Origin of the sequence: Streptomyces sp. H27-D2, assembly GCF_035828615.1 — a bacterium.
Taxonomy (GTDB): Bacteria; Actinomycetota; Actinomycetes; order Streptomycetales; family Streptomycetaceae; genus Streptomyces.
In genome coordinates this window covers 1-22,221 of record NZ_JAYMZR010000004.1, presented here as the reverse complement: position 1 = coordinate 22,221, position 22,221 = coordinate 1, and the positions used below count along the sequence as shown (strand labels likewise).

The window sequence follows — 22,221 nt, the reverse complement described above, 5'->3', positions numbered from 1 at the left end:
CAGGTCAGGGCGGTGTGTGGGGTGGACGCTGGTTGGACACTGCGGACACTGGCTCTCGTGGGTGGTGGCGCGTCCGGGCGGCTCTGTGGCCGCCCGGCCCGGTCGTGGTCCGGTTGCGTCGTTACTGGTCAGGCAGGGTTTCCGGCCGGGGCACGGGGGCCACCGGCGGCCATCCGGGGGCGGTGGTGGCGCTGGACACTGGTTCCGGGTCTCTCTCCATCCGGGTGAGGACGAACAGCCGGTGGCGCTGCGTGTCCTGGCTACGCTGCGTGTCATCGACCGCGACGCCGGTGGAGCGCAGCAGCGGCGCGAGGCGCTTCAACCGACCACCTGCGCGGGTGGCGTCCTTGGGCCAGCCCGGCGGCCGGAACACCTGCCCGGAGGTGAGCCGCTCCAAGAGCTGCGATGCGGTGCCCCGCCAGATGCCGCACTCCTCGACCAGGGCGGTCACGGCGGACCCGAACGGGTCGCCCTCCAACGCGTCGGTGGCCACGTTCGCCGACGTCGCGAGGTAGGAATCGAGGGTCCGCCAGTCCTGCGCCGCATCGACGGCGGCGAGCACGCGGGCGAAGTCGGCCATGCGCGGCATGGTCTCCAGCCGCACCGTGGGCAGCACCGCCAGCACGCAGGCCAGCAGATCGAACAGCGCCCCGAGCACCGAGGGCCGCACCGCCTCGAACGCGGCGTCCATCTCCTCCTCGGTGCGCCGCCGGTCCTCTTCGATGAGCTGCAGGTCGAGTACGAGGAGGCGTTCGGCGAGGTCTCCGGCGAGTGCTCCGGCGTCGATGGTGGTCATGGCCAGCACCCGGCGGAAGGAGAGCACCACCACGTCGTCATCGGTGTACAGGGCCCGGTCGACGATGCCGTCGCCGGTGACGGCCTTGCAGAGGGTGTCGGAGAGCCACGGCGGGATGGTCGAGATGTTGTCCAGGCACAGCGCCCACGAGTTGAAGGCTTGCGCCGACCACGCCTTGATGTCGCGCGGCTGGCTGCGCTTGCTCGCGGGCGAGGGGTCGATGAGGTTCACGACCATCTGCGCGGTCTTGGATTTGCCGGTGCCCTGCTCGCCTTTGAAGGTGAGCACCGGGTGCGGGATCGTGGGAATCCACGCGGCCACCAGCCAGGCGACGAGCTGCCGGAAGGTGCGTTCGTCCATGTTCAGCAGCGCGTGCAGCTTGCTCAGCCCGTCCCCGTCGAGGACCGGGGTGGGCATCGGGGCCATCGCGCCGGAGCGGCGGAAGAGCACCGGGGAGCGCGGCGCGCACTGCCAGCCGTCGGCGGAGACGGTTACGCAGCGGCCGTCGGCGGTGCCGAGGTCGACGACCATGCCGCCCGCCGGGTTGCTGCCGACCCGCAGGTGCACGGGGACCGGGTCGGTGTCGTCCGCGATGCCTTCCATCACGGTCATCGCGTCCGCCAGCGCCGACTGGCTGGGCACCTCGCCGTCGAAGGTGTCGGTGAACAGCCGGGCCAGGCGCTGCCGCAGTCCGGAGCGGCCCCGCAGCGGCAGCGCGATGTTCGGGCCGTCCTTGGCGACCGCGTACGGACGGCCGTCGTCCGAGGTGACCAGGTCGTAGCGCTCGCGGGCGAGGGTGACCAGGCGGGAGGACGCGGACGGCTTCTTCTGGCCGGCCGGACCCTCCCCGCCCGGCGCCGGGGCTGAAGCGGCACTCCGCAGCGGCGGTCGGGCGTGCCCGTTGACGGGCTGGGTCCGGGCGTTCACGCGGCCACCCCCCGATCGGTCGGGCACGCCCGGACCGGGGCGGGGGCGCGCAGGTAGTCGGGCCGGACGGTCGGGGTCCGCAGTCGGGTGCATCCACCCGATCGGTCGGGTGCATCCCCCCGACCGATCGGAGTCGACTGATGCAGGTCACGCACCGACCGTGCGGCCGACTCACGGGCCGCCGCCAGCAGGGCCAGCGCGAGCCAACCGGCGTACCCGGCCGGACCGGGGAACACGGGGGAAGCCCGGTGAACGCCCTGAGCGTTCACCGCGTTCACGCTGTTCACCGCGATCACGTTCACGCTGTTCACCGCGTTCACGGTCGGGGTGTTCACGGCGTTCACGGTCGGCCGACTGCGGTCGGCGTACGCGCACAGCAGCAGCGCCAGGAACAGCGGCAGCCGGTCGGCCTTGGCGTCGTTGCAGGGTCGGCAGGCGAGCACGAGATGCCGGGCCGACCAGGTCCGCAGCAGACACAGCGGCGCGACGTGATCCAAGGTGGCTTCCCGCAGGGAGGCGAACGGGCGACGGCAGTACGTGCACCGCAGCCCGTCGCGGGCGGCCAGTTGGGCTTTACGGGCCCGCTTACGCGGCGCGCTCAGGGTGCCTCGCGTCGTCATGCCGCCACCGCCAGCACTGCGGACTGCTCACTGACGCCGACCCAGGCGCGGCGGCTGCCGTGGACGTAGCCCGCCGGGCGGATGACGCCTTCGTCCTTGAGCTGCCGGAACAGCGGTGCCCACTGGAACGGCGTGCTCGGCTCCGCGAGGCCATGCCGCTCCACCAGGTGGCGAGCGGTGAACCGCTGACCCGTGGCAGCCTCCGCGAGCGCGGCCGACCACGCGTCAAGCATCCATTGGGCCTCAGGCGACTGCTCGACAGGGGCCTGTTCACCCGACATGTGGCGACGTACGACCGAGACGGCTTCGGCGTAGCGCCGGGACACCGTGGGAGCGGACACGCCCATCTGAACGGCAACCTGATTGCCGTTCAACCCGTCAAGGATGCGCAGCGCGAACACCTGCCGCTGCTGCTCAGGAAGCAGAGTCAGCAGCCGCGCGATGTCGACGCGCTGCGTCACGTACGTCTCCGGCATCGACAGATCGTCGGTGGCGACCGGGTCATGGTGCGGAGCGTCATCGTCGGCGGGCTGCGCCAGCATCTCGTGCCGCACCCGAGCCGTCCTCAAGTGATCGGCGATCACCCATCGCACCTGAACGGCCATGTAGCCGTGCAGGCTCTCGTCATCGCTCACGATCGCGTGCAGCGACTTACCGACCTTCAGAAACACCTCGCTCGCCAGATCCTCGGCCAGTGCGTGATCCCGGATGCTGTACTGGATGCGTCGCAGTACCCACGTGTAGTACTGCTCGAAGATCCGCCCCCAGCGCTCCGCGTCGATGTCCCGTGCCGCCTGCTCTTCCGGCAGGCCCAGCGACTCCCGCGACGTGCCGTAGACCTCAAGCAACACGCCCTGGTAGACCGCGCTCGGCGCGTACTTGCCGCGCTCCCAGTTGCGGACGCACGTCTCGACAGCGCCCACCTTGCTCGCCAGCTCGATCCCCTGCGCCATAGCGACCTGGCGCATACGCATGACGAGCTGCGACACGGACCACCCCCGCTCTTCGCGGGTGGCGCGCAGAGCGTCGGCCAGCGCAGGACGCCGTTCCATCGTGGTTGCAGGCATCATGGGAGTACCCCTTCGTGGGTGACGGGAGCGGCTACTTGCTTGGAGGTAGGGAGCCGCTCCCGGCGTTTGGTTTTGGGCTCTGACGGAGTGATCCGCCGGAGCTTCTGCGCCCCATCTGGTGCGCACCAACAGAATGCATCTGGTGCGCACCAGTGTCAAGGTTCTGCGTGTTCGTCGGTCTTGGCTCGTGCTCTCTGTGCACTTCCAGAGAACTGTGGATCGAGGCATGCCGGTAGCCAACAGGGGTTAACAGCGCCGCTGTTAACCCCTGTTGGCCTGCGTCTTTGTGAGGCATGCTGCTTGAAGGAGCGAGCGGACCCAACCATTCGGGCGGTGCACATGAGCGAACTTCGAGAGGCGCGGATTGCCCGAGGGTGGTCACAGGAGCGGCTCATCCGGGAGATCGAGCGTCACGCTCGGCACCACCTGCTCGACGTGCCGACGGCCGCGAGTCTGCGGGTCTACGTCTCGGAGTGGGAGAACGGCAGGCGTGTGATCTCCGAGCGGTACGCCGCGCTTCTGCGCCCGCTGCTCGGCATCACGGACGCCGAACTCTTCGGCAGGCGGGGCCACGCGGACGGCGCCGGTTCGGCCGGCGGGTATGACGAGCTGTTGGGCTGCATCGACTCGGCGCGGAATGTCAGCCTGACCATGGTGAAAACCTTCATGGATCAAACCGAGTTGCTGCGGACCATGGACCGTCAGATGGGGGCCGCAAGCCTGGTCGACCAGATGACCGGGCACCTCGCGACGTTGGAAGAAGCGCTCACGTTCGCGGTACTCCCGGACACTCGCCGACCCGTCGCGCTGGCCCTCGCCGGGGCTGCGACGCTGGCAGCCTGGCAAGCGCTGGATGTGGGTGCTGTACAGCGGGCATGGCGGCATTACGAGTTGGGCAAGCGGGCGGCTCAGGAAGCCGGAGAGCCCATGTACTTGGCGCACGCGACGGCCGAGCAGGCGTACGTACTCTGCGAAGCCGGGCGGCCGGAAATGGCACTGGAGCTGATCCGTGGCGCGCACCGGGTGAGCGCCGGGCAGATGTCACCACGGCTGAGGACATGGCTGTACGCGGCCGAGGCTGAGCTTTGCGCCAGGGCGGGCAAGCCGGAAGAGTGCCGACGAGCGCTCGACGCGGCGGCCACGCACCTCCCCGACGGCGGGGAGGCGCGGGACTCCGACATGTTGAGCATCTTCCTGAACGGCGATCACCTGGCTCGCTGGCGCGGACATACGCTCGGTCTGCTGGGCGACGATGACGCGATGAACAGCCTCTACGCGGCCCTGGACGCAATGGACCCGACGTTCATCCGGGCCTCTTCCGGCCTGCGCGTTGATCTCGCTTCCGCTCACCTCGCTCGTGAGGAGCTTGCGCAGGCGGAAGAGCACTTGCGGGAAGCGCGGCTGATCGTCAGCCGAACGGGGTCCGTGCGCTACCGCCGACGTATCGAGCAGCTCACAGAGCGGCTGTAGCCGCATCCTGCTTGCGGGAAGCGAGCAGATGCAGGAGGGCAACCAAGGTGCCCGATCCCATCAGCTCATCACGGGCCATGAGCGCTGGAATGGCTGCCAGTGGCACCCACTCGACATGGCCAGCCTCTTCCGCGTCGGTCGGGTCGCCTACGTGCTGCGCGCCCTGGCCTACGAAGATCTCGTGTGGTGAGTCCACCATGCCGACCATGGGCTGATACGTGACGACATGCTCTAGGGAGTCCGGCCGCCAGCCGGTCTCTTCCTCGACCTCCCGCAGGGCGGTGTGAAGTGCGTCCTCTCCTGCGTCCACGATGCCGCCGGGAAGCTCCCAGCCCCATCGGTCCGGTACGAACCGGTATCGCCAGAGCATGAGCACGCGGTCCGCGTCGTCCACCACGGCCGCAATGGCGACGTGTTGCAGCCGTACTACGTGGTGCTCGAAGCGCTCGACTCCCGGCGGCTCCACATCGACCAGGGCCAGCTTCACCCAAGGATTGTCGTAGACCGTCCGCTCACCGTGGATCTGCCACGGCTCCAGTTCCCCCGGCGTGCTCACGCTCGCGACCGCGCCGGCCGAACTGCGGTCGGTGACCGTGTACGAACTGCGCCCCCGTACCTCCAGCACCGCTTCGGTTACCAGCCTTGCCAGCACTTGCCGCAGGGCCGTGCGGCCGATGTCGAGTTCCGCAACCAACGTGCGTTCTGATGGCAGCTTGTCGCCGGGCGACAGCTTCCCCGACGCGATCCACTCCCGGATCGTCTGATCAACCCGCGCAGTCTTCGGTCCCATCCCTTGAGCACACTCCCGATTCGTTGACTGGTACACACCAGAGTAGCTATGCAATGTCGTTTCCGGACAGATGGCGGTTGGATACTTAGAGTTACAGGGCTGGTTGCGGCGCTAGCAGCCGTGTCGCGTGTCCCTGGGGCCCTACAGGGCGGATTTCCTGCTTCCCGTAGGTGTGGTGCTAGTTGCTAGGTCGCTGATCAGCGGATGGATTGGCTGCTAGCGGGGGTGCTAGGTCTAGCAGGGCCTGGTGCTAGACCTAGCAGCGTTCGGCGCGTAGGCGGTGGCTACTCGCGGTAGCAGAGCGCGGCCGTCGCGGTGTTGGTGGACAAGAGCTTGAAGGAGCGGCCTACGGCCGCACTCACCCTTGCCTGCTCGCTTCGCTCGCGAGCGCGGCCGTCGCGGGGAGGGAGGCTGAGGGGGCCGCGCGACCGGCTGTTTTCAGGGGTTTCGGGCCGGTCGGAGGTTTGCCTCCCTGCCTCCCTCCCAGTGCGTTTCCGCAGATCAGAGCCGCTGCGAGGGCTCAGGGAGGCGGTTAGGGAGAACTCCCCGCCTCCCTGGTCGCCTCCCTTGGCTCGGGGGTGTCTCCGAAGTGTGCCGGGATGGTCGTGACGGGGGTCGGCCTTCCAAGGGGGGACGCGGCATGAGCACCCGACCGGCTCCCCTTGGAAGGCATTCCTCCACCACGTCACGGCAGATGTCGCGAGGCTCCAGGAGCGGCTGCAACACCGGCGTGTTGCAGCCGCTTGCCACGAGCGGCTGGCGGCAGTGTCCGCAGCGTCCAGACTCCCCGCTTCCCACGTAGCGCTGTGACCTGCGGAAATAGCGGGGCGGGGCCGTGGCGTCTTGGACACTGTGGACACTGTTGGACACTACGGTTTTCGCTTAGCGTCCAGAGCCTTTGTGCAGCTCAGAGGCGGTACGGTCGGCGGTCTGGACGCTATGGACACTGTCTTCCCTTAACTCTCTAGGAGGGGAAGAGACCACCCCCGCCCGGGGGAGGCTGGTCTCTTCGGTCTCCGAACGCGCCGTGCCCCCTCCACGAGGCTTTTCAGTGGGGGGCAGGCGCGCTGCTTCCCACTGCCGCGCTGCCCCAAGAGCGCCCCTCAGGGGGACAGGCACGAGCACAGCGACGCCGGATGCCCCCTGCCCCACTGCGGAGCCTCTGTGAGGGAACGCGCCCCGGGGCGCGGATGCAGCGGCCCCGCGCCCCGCGCCACTGAAAAGCCTCGTGGAGGGGGCACGACGCGGCAGCCGCCATCGGACCTGCGGCTCAGCGGACAGTCAGCGACCAAGAGTCGTCCGCCCGCAGGGCGGTCCTTCCTGCTCTTGTCTTGCCGAACGCGGTCCGGCCGGCGGTCGGGTGATAGCGACCGCCGAGGGTGTCCGCACCCCCTCTACAGCCGATTCCGGGGAGTGCCCGTCAAGGGCCGCTATCCGCTAACACCCTGGTCAGCACCGCTTTTGGCCGCTATCGGGGCCGCTATCGTTAGCGGCCCTGCCCGCTATCGCGAGCGCCCCATCGGCCCCCGCACTGGGCCGTCTGTGGGCCGTCAAAGGACGCCCAACGACGGCCAAGGACAGCCGAGAACGACAGTGACCGAGGCAGGGGCGGAGTCGCCCGTTCATGCCGAACCCGGAGCTAGACCCACGTATCGAGCCACATCCGGTTCTGCCAGGCGTCCTTGGGGATCATCTGTCCCGTGTAGATCGGGAAGAAGTAAATGAAGTTCCAGATGATCAACAACACCAGAACACCCGCAGTGATCACTCCGATCATCCGCCGCCGCTCGGCCCGCCCGAACCCCGGGCCCGCCCCGCCGAGAGGTGGCGGAGTCCGCTGGTCGGGCGGGGGGAGCGGTGGGCCGATCAGTGCGCCGATCATCATCGCCAGCGCGAGGCACAGGAACGGCACGAAGACGACCGCGTAGAACACGAAGATCGTGCGCTCCTGGTAGTTGAACCATGGCAGATAGCCCGCCGCGACGCCGCACAGCAGCGCGCCGGCCCGCCAGTCCCGCCGGAATCCCCACCGGTACAGGGCGTAGAGCAGCGCGAAGCAGGCCGCCCACCACAGCAGCGGGGTGCCGAGCGCGAGCACCTCGCGGGCGCAGCCGCCCGCCGACTGGCAGCCGTCCCGGCCGGCCTTGGGGCCCTCGTAGAAGTACGAGACGGGGCGGGCCTGGATCAGCCAGCTCCATGGGTTGGACTGGTAGGCGTGCGGCGAGGTGAGGTGGGTGTGGAACTCGTAGACCTCGGACTGGTAGTGCCACAGGCTGCGCAGCGGGCCGGGGACGAACGACCAGGAGCTGCCCGCGCCGTCGGTCTCGGCCCAGTCGCGGAAGTAGCCGTCCTTGCTGTTGAACCAGCCGGCCCAGGATGCGATGTATGTCACCACGGCGACCGGCACCAGGGAGAGGTAAGCGGGCCAGATGTCGCGGCGCAGCATGGCGCGCAGCGGCCGGCGCGCGCCCCCCGTGCGCCGCGCGCCCAGGTCCCAGAGCACGGCCATGACGCCGAACGCGGCCAGGTAGTACAGGCCGTTCCACTTGGTGGCGCAGGCCAGGCCGAGGGTCACGCCCGCCGCGATCCGCCAGGGCCGCAGGCCGAGCCCCAGCCGTTCGGCGACCACCCGGTCCGGTCCGTCCGGCAGCGCGGCGGCCAGCCGGGCGCGGGCCTTGTCGCGGTCGACGAGCAGGCAGCCGAAGGCCGCCAGCACCCAGAACATGACCACGAGGTCGAGCAGCGCGGTGCGGCTCATCACGTAGTGCAGCCCGTCCACCGCCATCAGCCCGCCGGCCAGGCAGCCGAGCACGGTGGAGCGCAGCAGCCGGCGCCCGATGCGGCACAGCATGAGCACCGAGAGGGTGCCGAGGACGGCGACCAGAAAGCGCCAGCCGAACGGGGTCAGCCCGAACAGCTGCTCGCCGACCCCGATGATCCACTTGCCGATCGGCGGGTGCACCACGTAGGAGTGCTCCGGGTTGAGCAGGATGCGCTGCGGGTCGGCGAGCAGCGCGTCGTTCGCGGCCTTCGGCCAGGTGCCCTCGTAGCCGTACTTGAGCAGTGACCAGGCGTCCTTCGCGTAGTACGTCTCGTCGAATATCACCGCCTTCGGGCTGCCCAGGTGCCAGAACCGGATCAGCCCGGCGAGCAGCGCGACGAGCAGCGGGCCGCCCCAGCCGGACCAGCGGGCGAGCCGGTCCGAGGCCGCGGGGCCCAGGCCCAGAGCGGCCCAGAGCCGGGTGCCGGGTGGGGGGAACGGCGGTACGAGCCGCTCCCGTACGTGGGTCTGCGGCCGGCCCGGATAGCCGAATCGGCGCAGTCGGCCCTGCCAGGTGGGCGGCTGCTCGCCGAGGGCGTGGCCCTGCTCGGCTTCGGTCGCGGTGTCACTCGTCACCGCGCCATCGTAGGGAACCATCCCGTGCGCGTCGGCGGGGAACCGCCCGCCCGCGCGATGGGCGTCGGTTCGTTACGCGCTCTCCTGCGAGGATGGGCCCGTGACTGGAACGCTCGTACTCGCAGGAACGCCCATCGGCAACGTCTCCGACGCGCCCCCCAGGCTGGCCGCCGAGCTGGTCTCGGCGGATGTGGTCGCCGCGGAGGACACCCGGCGGCTGCGTCGTCTCACCCAGGCGCTCGAGGTGCAGACGACCGGCCGCGTCGTGTCGTACTTCGAGGGCAATGAGACGGCCCGCACGCCGGAGCTGGTCGAGGCGCTGGTCGGCGGCGCGCGGGTGCTGCTGGTCACCGACGCCGGGATGCCGTCCGTCTCCGACCCCGGCTACCGGCTGGTGGCCGCCGCCGTGGAGCGGGGCATCAAGATCACGGCCGTTCCCGGCCCGTCCGCCGTGCTCACCGCGCTCGCGCTGTCCGGGCTCCCGGTCGACCGCTTCTGCTTCGAGGGGTTCCTGCCGCGCAAGGCGGGCGAGCGGCTGAGCAAGCTGCGCGAGGTCGCCGGCGAGCGCCGCACCCTCGTCTACTTCGAGGCCCCGCACCGGCTGGACGACACGCTGGCCGCGATGGCCGAGGTCTTCGGCGACGGGCGCAGGGCCGCGGTCTGCCGCGAGCTGACCAAGACGTACGAGGAGGTCAAGCGCGGCCCGCTGGCCGAGCTGGCGGTGTGGGCCGCCGAGGGGGTGCGGGGCGAGATCACCGTGGTCGTCGAGGGCGCTCCGGTTTCGGGCACGCAGCGGCTGGACCCCGCTGAGCTGGTGCTCAGGGTCACGGTGCGGGAGGAGGCGGGGCAGCCGCGCAAGGAGGCCATCGTCGCGGTCGCCGCTGAGGCGGGACTACCCAAGAGAGACGTGTTCGATGCGGTCGTGGCGGCAAAGAATGCTGCGCGAACGGGACCAACCGCAGGTAAAGGACTAACCTGAAAAGCAAAGCTTGGGCCGTGCAGCCGGGCGTCTTGGGCAACCTCGCGCCAATTCTGTCCCATTAAGGGACAGGTCGGCTGCGTAAGCGGCGGGACGGGCGTCCACTGGATGTGGGACGTCCGGTCCCGAAGACCTTGTCCTACGGACAAGAGGAGCTGCCATGAGCGAAGTCGCGGGAACCTCCAGCGGTGTCCACCCGATGGTCCACCACACCCCCAGTGCCCACCCAGTCGTCCAGGAGGCGTACTCCTTCGCCTGCCTGCGGTGCGGACACGGCTGGGAGCAGTCGTACGACATCGAACACCATGTGGACGCCGACGGGCGGGCCTATGTCTGCTACCTGGCCGACGGCCTGCGGGTGCCCTCGCCGCTGACCCACCCCACCTGTCTCAACTGCGGCGGCAACGTCGTGCGCATCATGGGGTCGGGACGGGTCTCCACGGCCCTGGCGGGTTCGCAGCAGCAGCCGGGGTGGCGGACGCCCCGTCAGCCACGGCCCGACCGGGCCGCGATAGCCGCCGAGGTCGCGGCGGGGACCGGCGCGACGGGGGGCGCGGGGACCGACGCGAGCGCGGGCGCGGAGCCGGGCGCGCCGTCCGAGCCGTCCGAACACCACTGGCATCTGTCCGATCTGCTGCACCCCTTCCACCGCAGGTGACCGGGCCCCTCCGGCGTGGGTGACCCCGCGTCCGGCCAGGGGTGCCGCGGCGGGTGGCTCACATGCGGCCAGGGGACTCCACCGCATGTGAGAGGCGGGCCGCGGGCCTTTTAGACTCGCGGCCATGAACGATAAGGACGCGCCGCCGCCCCTGCCCGTACCCCTCAGGGTGCCGGTGGCCGACTCGCACACCCACCTCGACATGCAGTCGGGCACCGTCGAGGAGGCCCTCGCCAAGGCCGCCTCGGTGGGGGTCACGACACTCATCCAGGTGGGCTGCGACGTCAAGGGCTCGCACTGGGCCGCCGAGACCGCGGCCGCCTGGGAGAACATCTGGGCCACGGTCGCCCTGCACCCCAACGAGGCCCCCCGCATCGTGCTGGGCGACCCCGACGGCTGGTCCCGGCAGGGCGCTCGCGAGCCGGGCGGAGAGGCCGCCCTCGACGCGGCCCTCGCCGAGATCGACACGCTGGCCGCGCTGCCCCAGGTGCGCGGCGTCGGCGAGAGCGGCCTCGACTACTTCCGTACCGGCCCCGAGGGCAGGGCCGCGCAGCAGCGGTCCTTCCGCCGCCACATCGACATCGCCAAGCGGCACGGCAAGGCGCTCGTCCTCCACGACCGCGAGGCGCACGACGACGTACTGCGCGTTCTCGACGAGGAGGGCGCGCCCGAGACCGTCGTCTTCCACTGCTTCTCCGGCGACGCCGCGATGGCCAGGATCTGCGCCGAGCACGGCTACTACCTGTCCTTCGCCGGCACCGTCACTTTCAAGAACGCCCAGCCGCTGCGCGACGCGCTCGCCGTCACCCCGCTCGACCGCGTCCTGGTGGAGACGGACGCGCCCTTCCTCACCCCGTCCCCGTACCGAGGCCGGCCCAATGCGCCGTATCTCATCCCGGTCACTCTGCGCGCGATGGCGGCCGTCAGGGGCCTCGGCGAGGACGAGCTGGCGGCAGCCGTGGCGGCCAACACGGCGCGGGCCTTCGGCTACTGACCGGCTACTGACGCACGCACGTTCGGCGACGCTCCGTGGTCGAGTCGTTTTGGAGAGTCACCGAAAGCTCCGCTACAGTCCCGGCGCGACACCCGGACCACTGAGCGTGTGGAGCGTGCGTGAGTAATTCGCAGGGGAGCCACCGGGCCGGCCGCGCCGGCCGGGGCACGCAGGCCGTCACGGCCCGGCCGCCGCAACGGTACGAGGCGGCTCAGGAGCCGTACCGGCCGCACGAGGCGCGCGAGCCGGACGGGCCGTACGCCCCGCCGATCGCCCCGCCGCAGGGCGCTTACGCGTCGCCGCGCGCCCCATACGTGCCTCTGTACGAGCCGTACGCCCCCCGGTACGCGTCACGCGCCCCGTGCGAGCCGTACGCGCCGGCGGAGCCGTACGGGCCGCGCGCCCCGTACGAACCGGGTGAGCCGCGCGGCAGACTGCCCCGGCAGTCGCCGACGTTCGCCGACCACCAGACGCAGGCCGCCGGGCTCCGGATCGCGGAGTCGTACGCGTACGCGCCGCCGGGGTACGGGACCCCCGCGCAGTCCGGGACCTCGCCGGGGTACGAGGCGACCCAGCCCTGGGGGGTCTTCCGGGGGGCCGATCCGGACGAGCCGGGCGGGGCGGGCGCGTCCAGCGGGCCGTACGGGCCGTACGGCCCGTACCGGCCGAGCGAACCGGACGAGCTGTACGAGCTGCGCGGGGCGGGCGGCCCGTACGGGGACGGCGACCGGCTCGACCCGCTCGACCCGCCCAAGGACCCCGGCGGCCAGGCCCCAGGGCGGCGCGGCGCGCGCCGCAAGCGCGCCTCAGGCCGGCCCGATCCGCTGCGCAAACTGCTGCCGCAGGCGCTCGTCGTGGCCTTCCTGGCCGGCGGCACCTCCGCGTTCATCGCCAACGACAAGGCGGTCGAGCTCAGCGTGGACGGCTCCCCGCGGACCCTGCACACCTTCGCCGGCGACGTCGAGGAACTGCTCACCGACGAACACGTGACCGTCGGGCCGCACGACCTCGTCACCCCAGCCGCTGGCGAGGAGCTCGCCAGCGGCGACGAAGTGGTCGTCCGCTACGGCCGCCCAGTGACCCTCACCCTCGACGGCGTCCGCAGCCGGGTGTGGACGACGGCGCGCACGGTGGACGGCGCGCTGCGCCAGTTCGGGGTGCGCGCCGAGGGCGCGTACCTGTCCGCCTCGCGCTCCGCGACAATCGGCCGGCACGGCCTGAATCTGAACGTAAGGACCGAGCGGACCATCACCTTCATGGTCGACGGACGCGAGCGCACGGTCCGCACCAACGCCGCCACCGTCCAGCAGGCACTCGACGAAGCGGGCATCACGCTGCGCGGCCAGGACGCCGCCTCCGTGGCCAAGGACAGCTTCCCGCGCGAAGGCCAGACCATCTCCGTGCTGCGCATCACCGACTCGCAGGAGGTGCGCGAGGAGCCGATCGGCTTCGACGTGGTGCGCCGGCCCGACCCGGAGCTCAGCAAGGGCACCGAATCGGTGGTCCGGCAGGGCGAACAGGGCCTGCGCCGGGTCACCTACCGGCTGCGCACCGTCAACGGGGTCAAGCAGAAACCGAAGCGCGTGAAGACGGAGCTGGTGAAGAAACCCGTCACGCAGGTGGTGCACGTCGGCACCAAGGCGATGCCGGCCTCGGTGCAAGGTGCGGACGGGCTGAACTGGTCCGGGCTGGCGCACTGCGAAGCGGGCGGGCGGCCGGACGCGGTGGACGCGTCCGGGACGTACGGCGGGCTCTACCAGTTCGACGTGCAGACCTGGCAGGCCATCGGAGGCAGCGGCCGGCCGCAGGACGCACCCGCCGGAGAACAGACGTTCCGGGCGAAGCAGCTCTATGTCACACGGGGGGCGAGTCCGTGGCCGCACTGCGGCCGTAAGCTTCAGCAGTGAGCACCGCCCCCACAGACGCCGAGAACACGAGCCCGGAGCCGTCGTCCGCGCTCCTGGGCCCCGCCGACATCCGCGAACTGGCCGCCGCCCTGGGCATGCGGCCTACCAAGCAGCGCGGCCAGAACTTCGTCATCGACGCCAATACGGTGCGCCGGATCGTACGGACCGCGCAGGTGCGGCCGGACGACACCGTCGTCGAGGTCGGGCCCGGACTCGGCTCGCTGACCCTCGCCCTGCTGGAGGCCGCCGACCGGGTCGTCGCCGTCGAGATCGACGACATCCTCGCCGCCGCCCTCCCGGCCACCATCGAGGCCAGGATGCCGGCGCGGGCCGACCGCTTCGCGCTCGTCCACCGGGACGCCATGCAGGTGACCGAGCTGCCGGGGCCCGCCCCGACCGCGCTGGTCGCCAACCTGCCGTACAACGTGGCTGTGCCCGTGCTGCTGCACATGCTGGCGCAGTTCCCCAGCATCGAGCGCACCCTGGTCATGGTCCAGGCCGAGGTCGCCGACCGGCTCGCGGCCCCGCCCGGCTCCAAGGTCTACGGCGTGCCGTCCGTCAAGGCCGCCTGGTACGCCGACGTCAAGCGCGCCGGCTCGATCGGCCGCAACGTCTTCTGGCCCGCCCCGAACGTCGACTCCGGCCTCGTCGCGCTCGTCCGGCGCGCGGCGCCGGTGGAGACCACCGCGACCAAGAAGCAGGTCTTCGCGGTCGTCGACGCGGCCTTCGCGCAGCGCCGCAAGACGCTGCGGGCCGCACTCGCGGGCTGGGCCGGATCGGCAGCCGCGGCTGAACTGGCGCTCGTCGGCGCGGGGATCTCGCCGCAGGAGCGCGGCGAGTCGCTCACCGTCGAGCAGTTCGCAGCCATCGCCGAGCACAAGCCCGCTTCCTGACCCGAGCACAAGCCCGCTTCCTGACCCGGGCGCGCGCCCCGACGACCGGGCGGGCGCCCCCCGACCAGCACGCACGCCCCCGACAACCCGGGCGAGCGCCCCCGACCAGCACGCACACCCGTCCGACGCCCGACCGAGGAGCCCCGCCCCGTGACCGCCCCCGCCTCCGTCACCGTCCGCGTCCCCGCCAAGGTCAATGTCCAGCTCGCGGTGGGCGGACTGCGCCCCGACGGCTTCCACGACCTGGCCAACGTCTTCCTCGCGGTCGGCCTGTACGACGAGGTCACGGTCACCCCGTCCGACGCCCTGCGGATCACCGTCTCAGGCCCGGACGCGCACCAGGTCCCGCTGGACCGTACGAACCTGGCGGCCCGCGCGGCCGAACTCCTCGCCGCACGCCACGGCCGGGAGTCCCTGGTGCACATCCACATCGTCAAGGACATCCCCGTCGCCGGCGGCATGGCCGGCGGCAGCGCCGACGGCGCGGCAGCGCTGCTCGCCTGCGACGCCCTGTGGGGCACCGGGGCGGCCCGCGCCGAACTCCTCGACATCTGCGCCGAACTGGGCAGCGACGTGCCGTTCAGCCTGGTCGGCGGGGCGGCGCTGGGCCGGGGGAGGGGCGAGCTGCTGACCCCGATCGAGGTCACCGGCACCTTCCACTGGGTCTTCGCGGTCGCGGACGGCGGCCTGTCGACCCCGGCCGTCTACCGCGAATGCGACCGGCTGCGCACGCAATCGCCCGCCGGCGCGACCCTCGCCGACCTCCCCGCCCCCGAGCCGTCCCCCGCGCTGCTCGACGCCCTGCGCCACGGCGACGCGACGGCCCTGGCGACGGTCCTCAGCAACGACCTCCAGCCCGCGGCCGTCTCACTGCGCCCCTCCCTCACCGCGACCCTCACCGCGGGCACCGAAGCGGGCGCCCTGGCCGCGCTCGTCTCCGGCTCGGGACCGACCTGCGCCTTCCTGACCAAGGACGCGGAGGCGGCGGCCGACGTCGCGGAGGCGCTGATCGTGTCGGGCACGTGTCGCTCGGTACGGGTCACCGCGGCGCCTGCGGAGGGCGCGCGGGTGCTGCGCTGACTGTCGCTCGGGGAAGCCGGGCGACACTTGGGCATGCGCGGTCTGGACGTTTTCGGCCGATCCGGTGCCCGCTGGGGAGTCTCTGACGTGACGACTGAGGTACGGGCCAGTGGCCGCGAACCCGCTGCGCAGCGGAGAGGTGACACCGATGACGGATGGGAACTCCCAGCCGCCGATGGGACCAAGAGCTGTCCCTCACGGGCTGGTTCGCGCCGACCCAGGCCGACTACGACACCCGCTTTCACGCGATCATCACCGATCTGGTCGGTACTCCCACAGAACTGGTGGCCCCGGACGGAACCTCGCGTGGCAACATCGCACCACGCTGTGGGGGACGGGCCTACCCGCTCCGTCGGGTGCGGCCGACGTCGCTTGTCCCCTCCGGCCGCGCCCTGCCCGCCGCACCCCTCCGCCCACCCCTGAGTAGACATGCTCACGAGCCAGGCCGGCGATTTGAGTACGGTCGCCGTTCCGCCGAGACGGCTCCCCGGGCGAGGGTGCGGTCATGGGAACGAAGGTGCGCGATCTTGCCGACGGCACGCCCCCCGGGCGCGACCGGTACATCGACCTGCTGCGGGTCGCCTCGCTCGGTACGGTGCTGCTCGGGCACTGGCTGATGGCCGCGATCAGCGTCGGGGACGACGGCCGCGCCGAGGTGGGCAACCTGCTCGCCTTCGAACCGCGACTGCAGCCGCTCACCTGGCTGTTGCAGATCATGCCGGTGTTCTTCTTCGTCGGGGGCTTCTCGCACGCGCTCTCCTACCGCTCGCTGCGGCGCAAGCAGGCGTGCGCCGGGGAGCGCGGCGCCGGACCGGGCGCGGGGCGCACGGAATCCGTGTACGCGCCGTTCCTGCGCGCCCGGCTGCAACGGCTGCTGCGACCCACCATGGTGTTCATCGGGCTGTGGGGAGCGGGCGCGCTCGTCGTCCAACTCCTCGGCGGCGACGGCCCGCTGACGGCAGTCGCCGCTCGTCTCGTCGCTCAGCCGCTGTGGTTCATCGGCATCTACCTCGCCATGGTGGCGTTCACCCCGCCGCTGCTGCGGCTGCACGAGCGGTATGGATGGGGCGCGTTCGGCGCGCTGGTCGCGAGCGCGGTGAGCGTCGACGTGCTGCGCTTCGCGTTCGACGTCCCGTTCGTGGAATTCCTCAACTTCGCCTTCGTCTGGCTCGCTGTCCACCAACTCGGCTTCCTGCGGGCCGACGGCCGGCTGTCCGGTTGGCGCGTCCCGTCGGCCATGGCCGGCGCCGGCCTCGCCGCCGCGGCGGCGCTGGTGGCCTTCGGCCCGTATCCGCTCTCCATGGTGGGCATGCCGGGCGAGAAGGTCAGCAACATGGCGCCGCCCACCCTCGCCCTGCTCTGCCACGGCCTGTGGCTCGTCGGCGCGGTCGAGCTGCTGCGCGCCCCCGCCGCACGCCTGCTCGCGCGCCCCAGGGTCTGGCGCGGGGTGGTCGCCGCCAACGGCATTTCGATGACGGCCTTCCTCTGGCACCTCACCGCGATGCTCGGGGTGTACGGGGCCATGCTCGCCCTCGACCTCCCGACGCCGGAACCGGCGACCGCCGCCTGGTGGGCGCAGGTCCCGCTGCGCATCGCGGCGGCGGCCGGCGTGACCGCGCTGCTCGTAGCCGCCTTCCGGCGCTTCGAGCGCCCCGCCGCAGCAGGACCCGCGACCCCCGCCGCCGGCCGCTCCACCGGACCGGCTGCCGCCCTCGGCGTCACGCTGTGCCTCTTCGGCGTGCTGGGCGTCTCCATGGTCGGCTTCGGTGGCCTGCTGGAAGGTCACAGCGCGATGCTGGTCGTCGTCCGCGTCACGGCCCCGGCGGCGGTCGCGATGGCGGCCGTCGGCTGGCTGCTCGTCGAGACGGCGGGCCGGGCGCGCGGTGCCCGCCGGGATCCGCGCGCGATCCCCGGCGGCTGAGGACGCCCGCGCGGAACCGGATGAGGGCGGGCCGTGCGTAAACGGGCGAGGGCGGGCCGTGCGGAGCAGGCCGCCGCTCGTACGAGGGCCGGCGCCGAGCGGGCCCCGGCCGACTGCCGCCCCGCCCCCTTCACCCCCCGTACGACCCCCCTCACCACCCGTGCAAACCCCGCCGCAGTAGCCCCCGGCGAGCCCGAGGGGCCCGGCACGGCCCTGGCGCGGTACCGGCACCGCACTGGCACGGCACCGGCACCGCACCGGCACCGCACCGGGATTTGCCGTGCCCCAGCGGCGACTACTCTGGAAAGCTAACCGACTCATAGGGCCCGCAGGGGCGAAGAATCAGGAGTGGAATGGCTGCCAACCTCGTCAATCTGGAAGCTGTCGGCAAGGTCTACGGGACCCGTGCCCTGCTCGACGGTGTCTCCCTGGGCGTGTCCGAGGGTGACCGGATCGGCGTCGTCGGCCGCAACGGGGACGGGAAGACGACCCTGATCCGCATCCTCGCCAAGCTCGAATCGGCCGACGACGGCCGGGTCACCCACGCCGGCGGCCTGCGCAGCGGCGTGCTCACGCAGCACGACTCGCTCGACCCCGCCGCGACCGTCCGGCACGAGGTCATCGGCGACATGGCCGACCATGAGTGGGCGGGCGACGCCAAGATCCGCGATGTGCTGACCGGGCTCTTCGGCGGTCTCGACCTGCCGGGGTTCGAGCACGGCCTCGACACGGTGATCGGCCCGCTGTCCGGCGGCGAGCGCCGCCGCATCGCGCTCGCCAAGCTGCTCATCGACGACCAGGACCTGGTCGTCCTCGACGAGCCGACCAACCACCTCGACGTCGAGGGCATCGCCTGGCTCTCCAAGCACCTGCGGTCCCGCCGCTCCGCGCTGGTGGTCGTCACCCACGACCGCTGGTTCCTGGACCAGGTCGCCACCCGCATGTGGGACGTGCAGGGCGGCGCCGTCCACGAGTACGAGGGCGGCTACTCCGACTACGTCTTCGCGCGGGCCGAGCGCGAGCGCATCGCCTCGACCGAGGAGTCCAAGCGGCAGAACCTGATGCGCAAGGAGCTGGCCTGGCTGCGCCGGGGCGCGCCGGCGCGCACCAGCAAGCCGCGCTACCGCATCGAGGCGGCCAACGAGCTGATCGCCGACGTGCCGCCGCCGCGCGACACCGCCGAGCTGATGAAGTTCGCGAACTCGCGGCTCGGCAAGACGGTCTTCGACCTGGAGGACGTCACCGTCCAGGCCGGTCCCAAGACGCTGCTGGAGAACCTGACCTGGCACCTCGGCCCGGGCGACCGGGTCGGCCTGGTCGGCGTCAACGGCTCGGGCAAGACCTCGCTGCTGCGCGCGATGACCGAGGCGCACCGTACGTCCGGCGAGGTGCAGCCCGCGTCGGGGCGGGTCGTGGTCGGCAAGACCGTCAAGCTCGCCTACCTCTCCCAGGAGGTCGCGGAGCTCCACCCGAAGTGGCGGGTGCTGGAGGCCGTGGAGTCGGTCCGGCAGCGCGTCGACCTCGGCAAGGGCCGCGAGATGAGCGCCTCGCAGCTGTGCGAGAAGTTCGGCTTCACCAAGGAGAAGCAGTGGACGCCGGTCGGTGACCTCTCCGGCGGCGAGCGCCGCCGGCTGCAGATCCTGCGGCTGCTGATGGACGAGCCGAACGTGCTCTTCATGGATGAGCCGACGAACGACCTCGACATCGAGACCCTCACCCAGCTCGAAGACCTCCTCGACGGCTGGCCCGGATCGCTCGTGGTCATCAGCCACGACCGGTTCTTCATCGAGCGGACGACCGACAAGGTCATGGCGCTGCTCGGCGACGCGGCGCTGCGGATGCTGCCGCGCGGCCTGGACGAGTACCTGGAGCGCCGCCAGCGGGTGCTGGCGGCCCAGGCCGCCGCCGCCCCGGCCGCGCCCCGCGCGTCGGCCGCCCCCGCCGAGGCGAAGCAGACGTCCGGCGAGACGCGCGCCGCGAAGAAGGAACTCCAGCGCATCGAGCGCCGGCTGAGCCGCATCGTGGACAACGAGGCGAAGCTGCACACCCAAATCGCCGACAACTCCACGGACTTCGCGCTGGTCGCGAAGCTCGACACGGAACTGCGCGACCTGCTGTCGGAGCGCGACGGCCTGGAGATGCAGTGGCTGGAGCTGGCCGAGGACGCGAGCTGAGGTAAGCGGCGGCGAAGGTAACGGCTGGGGCCACAGCCGTAACAGTCGCGTCACGGGCCGGTCCCACCCATGGTTTCCAGTGGATTCCAGCGGACCGGTCCGTTCTGATGAGGGTGCTCAGTGATACAAAGAACCCCCGCTAGATGGCCGTTGAACGGCGGGATTCGTGCCCGATTCGCTCTTTCCCGGAGGTTTTGCACCGCCGGGATCGCGGGGGAAGCCGGACGGGCGTCGGACCCGCGTACATAAGGAATCCCTGATGTCACAGCCGCCCCAGCCGCCCAACCAGCCGCCGCAGGGCGGCTTCGGCGCGCCCCAGGATCCAGCTCCCGGTTCGGCCGGGGGCGCTCCTGCCCCGGGCCAGCCGCAGGGTCAGCCCGGCTACGGCTATCCGCAGACGCCCGCGCAGCCGCCGCAGGCTCCGGCCGCTCCCCCCACGCCGCCGGCGGCCCCGCCGGCTCCGGCGTACGGGCAGCAGCCGTCGTACGGCTACCCGAACCAGCAGCCGCCGTCCTACGGCTACCCGGGGCAGCCCCCGCAGCCGGGCCAGCAGCCCCCGTCGTACGGCTATCCCGGCCAGCCGGGTCAGCAGGGCCAGCCCGGTCAGCCGCCCTCGTACGGCTACCCGAACCAGCAGCCCGGTTACGGCTACCCCGGCCAGCCCCCGCAGCCCGGCCAGCAGCAGTACGGCATGTACCCGCCGCAGGCGCAGTTCCCCGGCGGGCAGCCCCCGCAGGGCGGCGGCAACCAGAAGCGGAACCGGATGATCATCATCGTCAGCGCGGTCGTCGCGCTGGTGCTGATCATCGGTGGCGGCGTCCTGATCGTGTCCAAGGACAGCGGCTCGGACGGCAAGAACGACGAGTCCAAGAGCTCGGGCGGCACCACCGGCGGGGGCGGCGGCGACAAGGGCAAGCCCGGCGGAACGACCGGTGTGCCGGTCCGGGAGACCGTGGAGACCAAGCCCACGATTTCCACCGGCAAGCTGCTCTTCAACGTCCCCGTGCCCGCCCTGGGCAAGAAGGACATCATCGACGTCGGCGGCTCCTGGGCCACCGAGAAGACGTACGCGAAGCCCACGCTCTACGGCATCGAGGGATTCGACGTCGAGACCGGCAAGCTGCGCTGGAAGATCCCGCTGGACGGCGTGATCTGCGGTGCGTCGAGGTCGGTCACCGAGGACAACCAGACGGCCATCACCTTCGAGGCGGGCAAGCGGCCGGATGCCAAGACCGGGGGGCGCGAGCCCTGCAGCCAGATCGCCGTCCTCGACCTGGACAAGGGCAAGAAGCTCTGGCAGGAGACGATGCCCAACGCCGACGACGCCTCCGGGCAGCTCGCCGACGTGGCCATCAGCGACGGCGTCGTCGCCGCGGGCTGGGGCTGGGGTTCGGCCGCCTACCGGATGAGCGGCGGAGAACCGCTGTGGCAGACGTCCGCGACGAGCAAGTGCAAGGACAAGGGCTTCACCGGCGGCAAGGACCTGGTCTCCGTCGTGCAGTGCGGTGAAATGGGCGAGGAGCAGTTGCGGGTGCAGAAGGTGGACCCGATCTCGGGCAAGCCCAAGTGGACCTATGACGTCCCGCCCGGCATCGAGCGGGTCTCCGTGGCCTCCTCATCGCCGGCGGTGATCTTCGTCGTCGCGGGTGACTACAAGCCGACCGACGCCATCGCCATCGACGAGAAGGGCGAGATGCGCTCGAAGATCTCGCTGGAGAGCGGCAAGTACGAGCCCGAGTGCGACTCCGAGGTCGACTCCTGCCATACCGTCGCCGTCGGCAATGACACGCTCTACATGCCGTCCAAGGAGCACGAGGGGGGCGGCGGCGCCTTCTCGGAGACGAATGAGATCGTCGCCTTCAACCTGGCCACCGGCAAGCCCAAGTGGCGCTCGGACGCCGGCAAGGACCGGAAGTTCACGCCGCTGCGGATGAGCGGTGACAAGATCATCGCCTACATGGAGCCGACGTACGACAAGGGCGGCAAGGTGCTCAGCCTGGATCCGGCGAACGGCGATCAGACGGAGTACCTCCAGTTCCCGACCAGCACGCGGGACGCCGAGAACAAGCTGCGCCCGAGCAGCTACACGGAATTCCCGGTCTATGAGCACGGACGGCTGTTCCTGGGCCAGAATCTGCTCGCCGGCGGGACCTTGGGTGACGACACCTACCGCGCCCTGGCCTTCGGCAGCTGATCGCAGCCAGATCCGGGCCTGATCCCGGACAAATCCCGGCCCGATCCCGGACCGGACCCACGCCGCGCCGCAGCAGACCCCGCGGCGCGGCAACACCGCAGTACAGCCTCACCGCAGTCCCTCGGCCCCGCCCGTACACACCGTACGGGCGGGGCCGCAGCCGTATCGTCAACAAGATCTCCTCCGGTGTGGGAACGATCCGTTTCGGCGGTGAAGTAGGCGTTAATGGCGGGGATTCGGGCATTCCGGGGTGCTTCTGACGAGTAAGGGGCGCGCAACGTCGAACAAGCGTGTAACTTCCGGGGGCAAGGGGCGCGGGGGCCGGGGGGATGCTCGCTGGGCGTGCGGCTC

15 protein-coding genes are annotated in these 22,221 nt (G+C 71.2%); 10 read left to right on the top strand and 5 right to left on the bottom strand.

Annotated features, from left to right (window positions below; all coding sequences use genetic code 11):
• Positions 1 to 121: 121 nt before the first annotated feature.
• Genes QMK28_RS02575 through QMK28_RS02565 form a run of 3 tightly spaced genes read right to left on the bottom strand, consistent with a single transcriptional unit; the run spans position 122 to position 3,413 of the window.
• Positions 122 to 1,723 (bottom strand): ATP-binding protein, encoded by a 1,602-nt coding sequence (locus QMK28_RS02575; protein WP_326435304.1) that lies wholly within the window; start codon positions 1,721 to 1,723, stop codon positions 122 to 124.
• Positions 1,720 to 2,343: an HNH endonuclease gene (locus QMK28_RS02570; protein WP_326435303.1), complete on the bottom strand. Its 624-nt coding sequence runs from the start codon at positions 2,341 to 2,343 to the stop codon at positions 1,720 to 1,722. The genes QMK28_RS02575 and QMK28_RS02570 overlap by 4 nt, the downstream gene beginning before the upstream one ends.
• Complete coding sequence (locus tag QMK28_RS02565; RefSeq protein WP_326435302.1) at positions 2,340 to 3,413, bottom strand: sigma-70 family RNA polymerase sigma factor; 1,074 nt, start codon at positions 3,411 to 3,413, stop codon at positions 2,340 to 2,342. Before QMK28_RS02565 ends, QMK28_RS02570 begins: the two co-directional genes overlap by 4 nt.
• Positions 3,414 to 3,752: 339 nt before the next feature.
• On the opposite strand from QMK28_RS02565, the gene QMK28_RS02560 reads away from it, so the two are divergent.
• Entirely contained in the window at positions 3,753 to 4,883 is a 1,131-nt protein-coding gene (locus tag QMK28_RS02560) for a helix-turn-helix domain-containing protein (protein ID WP_326435410.1), read from the top strand.
• Here QMK28_RS02560 and QMK28_RS02555 read toward each other — a convergent pair.
• Both QMK28_RS02555 and QMK28_RS02550 read right to left on the bottom strand, forming a co-directional pair.
• Positions 4,867 to 5,673: an NUDIX domain-containing protein gene (locus tag QMK28_RS02555; RefSeq protein WP_326435301.1), complete on the bottom strand. Its 807-nt coding sequence runs from the start codon at positions 5,671 to 5,673 to the stop codon at positions 4,867 to 4,869. The genes QMK28_RS02560 and QMK28_RS02555 overlap by 17 nt on opposite strands.
• A 1,639-nt stretch (positions 5,674 to 7,312) precedes the next feature.
• A complete protein-coding gene (locus QMK28_RS02550; RefSeq protein WP_443050511.1) occupies positions 7,313 to 9,091 on the bottom strand; it encodes a dolichyl-phosphate-mannose--protein mannosyltransferase in 1,779 nt (592 codons plus the stop codon).
• Between the two features lie 79 nt (positions 9,092 to 9,170).
• Between QMK28_RS02550 and rsmI the strand changes: the two genes are divergently transcribed.
• The 9 genes from rsmI to QMK28_RS02505 all read left to right on the top strand — a co-directional run bounded on the left by rsmI (position 9,171) and on the right by QMK28_RS02505 (position 21,870).
• Positions 9,171 to 10,049: a 16S rRNA (cytidine(1402)-2'-O)-methyltransferase gene (gene rsmI, locus QMK28_RS02545; RefSeq protein WP_326435299.1), complete on the top strand. Its 879-nt coding sequence runs from the start codon at positions 9,171 to 9,173 to the stop codon at positions 10,047 to 10,049.
• 160 nt (positions 10,050 to 10,209) lie between these two features.
• Positions 10,210 to 10,707 (top strand): hypothetical protein, encoded by a 498-nt coding sequence (locus QMK28_RS02540; RefSeq protein ID WP_326435298.1) that lies wholly within the window; start codon positions 10,210 to 10,212, stop codon positions 10,705 to 10,707.
• Between the two features lie 124 nt (positions 10,708 to 10,831).
• A complete protein-coding gene (locus tag QMK28_RS02535) occupies positions 10,832 to 11,701 on the top strand; it encodes a TatD family hydrolase (protein WP_326435297.1) in 870 nt (289 codons plus the stop codon).
• Between the two features lie 119 nt (positions 11,702 to 11,820).
• Positions 11,821 to 13,608, top strand: coding sequence for a ubiquitin-like domain-containing protein (locus tag QMK28_RS02530; RefSeq protein ID WP_326435296.1), 1,788 nt, complete (start codon positions 11,821 to 11,823; stop codon positions 13,606 to 13,608).
• Complete coding sequence (gene rsmA / locus QMK28_RS02525; protein ID WP_326435295.1) at positions 13,605 to 14,501, top strand: 16S rRNA (adenine(1518)-N(6)/adenine(1519)-N(6))-dimethyltransferase RsmA; 897 nt, start codon at positions 13,605 to 13,607, stop codon at positions 14,499 to 14,501. The genes QMK28_RS02530 and rsmA overlap by 4 nt, the downstream gene beginning before the upstream one ends.
• Positions 14,502 to 14,651: 150 nt before the next feature.
• A complete protein-coding gene (locus QMK28_RS02520) occupies positions 14,652 to 15,581 on the top strand; it encodes a 4-(cytidine 5'-diphospho)-2-C-methyl-D-erythritol kinase (protein ID WP_326435294.1) in 930 nt (309 codons plus the stop codon).
• A 505-nt stretch (positions 15,582 to 16,086) separates the two neighbouring features.
• Positions 16,087 to 17,502, top strand: coding sequence for an acyltransferase family protein (locus QMK28_RS02515; RefSeq protein WP_326435293.1), 1,416 nt, complete (start codon positions 16,087 to 16,089; stop codon positions 17,500 to 17,502).
• A gap of 353 nt (positions 17,503 to 17,855) precedes the next feature.
• A complete protein-coding gene (locus tag QMK28_RS02510) occupies positions 17,856 to 19,676 on the top strand; it encodes an ABC-F family ATP-binding cassette domain-containing protein (protein ID WP_326435292.1) in 1,821 nt (606 codons plus the stop codon).
• Positions 19,677 to 19,935: 259 nt separating this feature from the next.
• Positions 19,936 to 21,870: an outer membrane protein assembly factor BamB family protein gene (locus tag QMK28_RS02505; RefSeq protein WP_326435291.1), complete on the top strand. Its 1,935-nt coding sequence runs from the start codon at positions 19,936 to 19,938 to the stop codon at positions 21,868 to 21,870.
• Positions 21,871 to 22,221 lie beyond the last annotated feature (351 nt).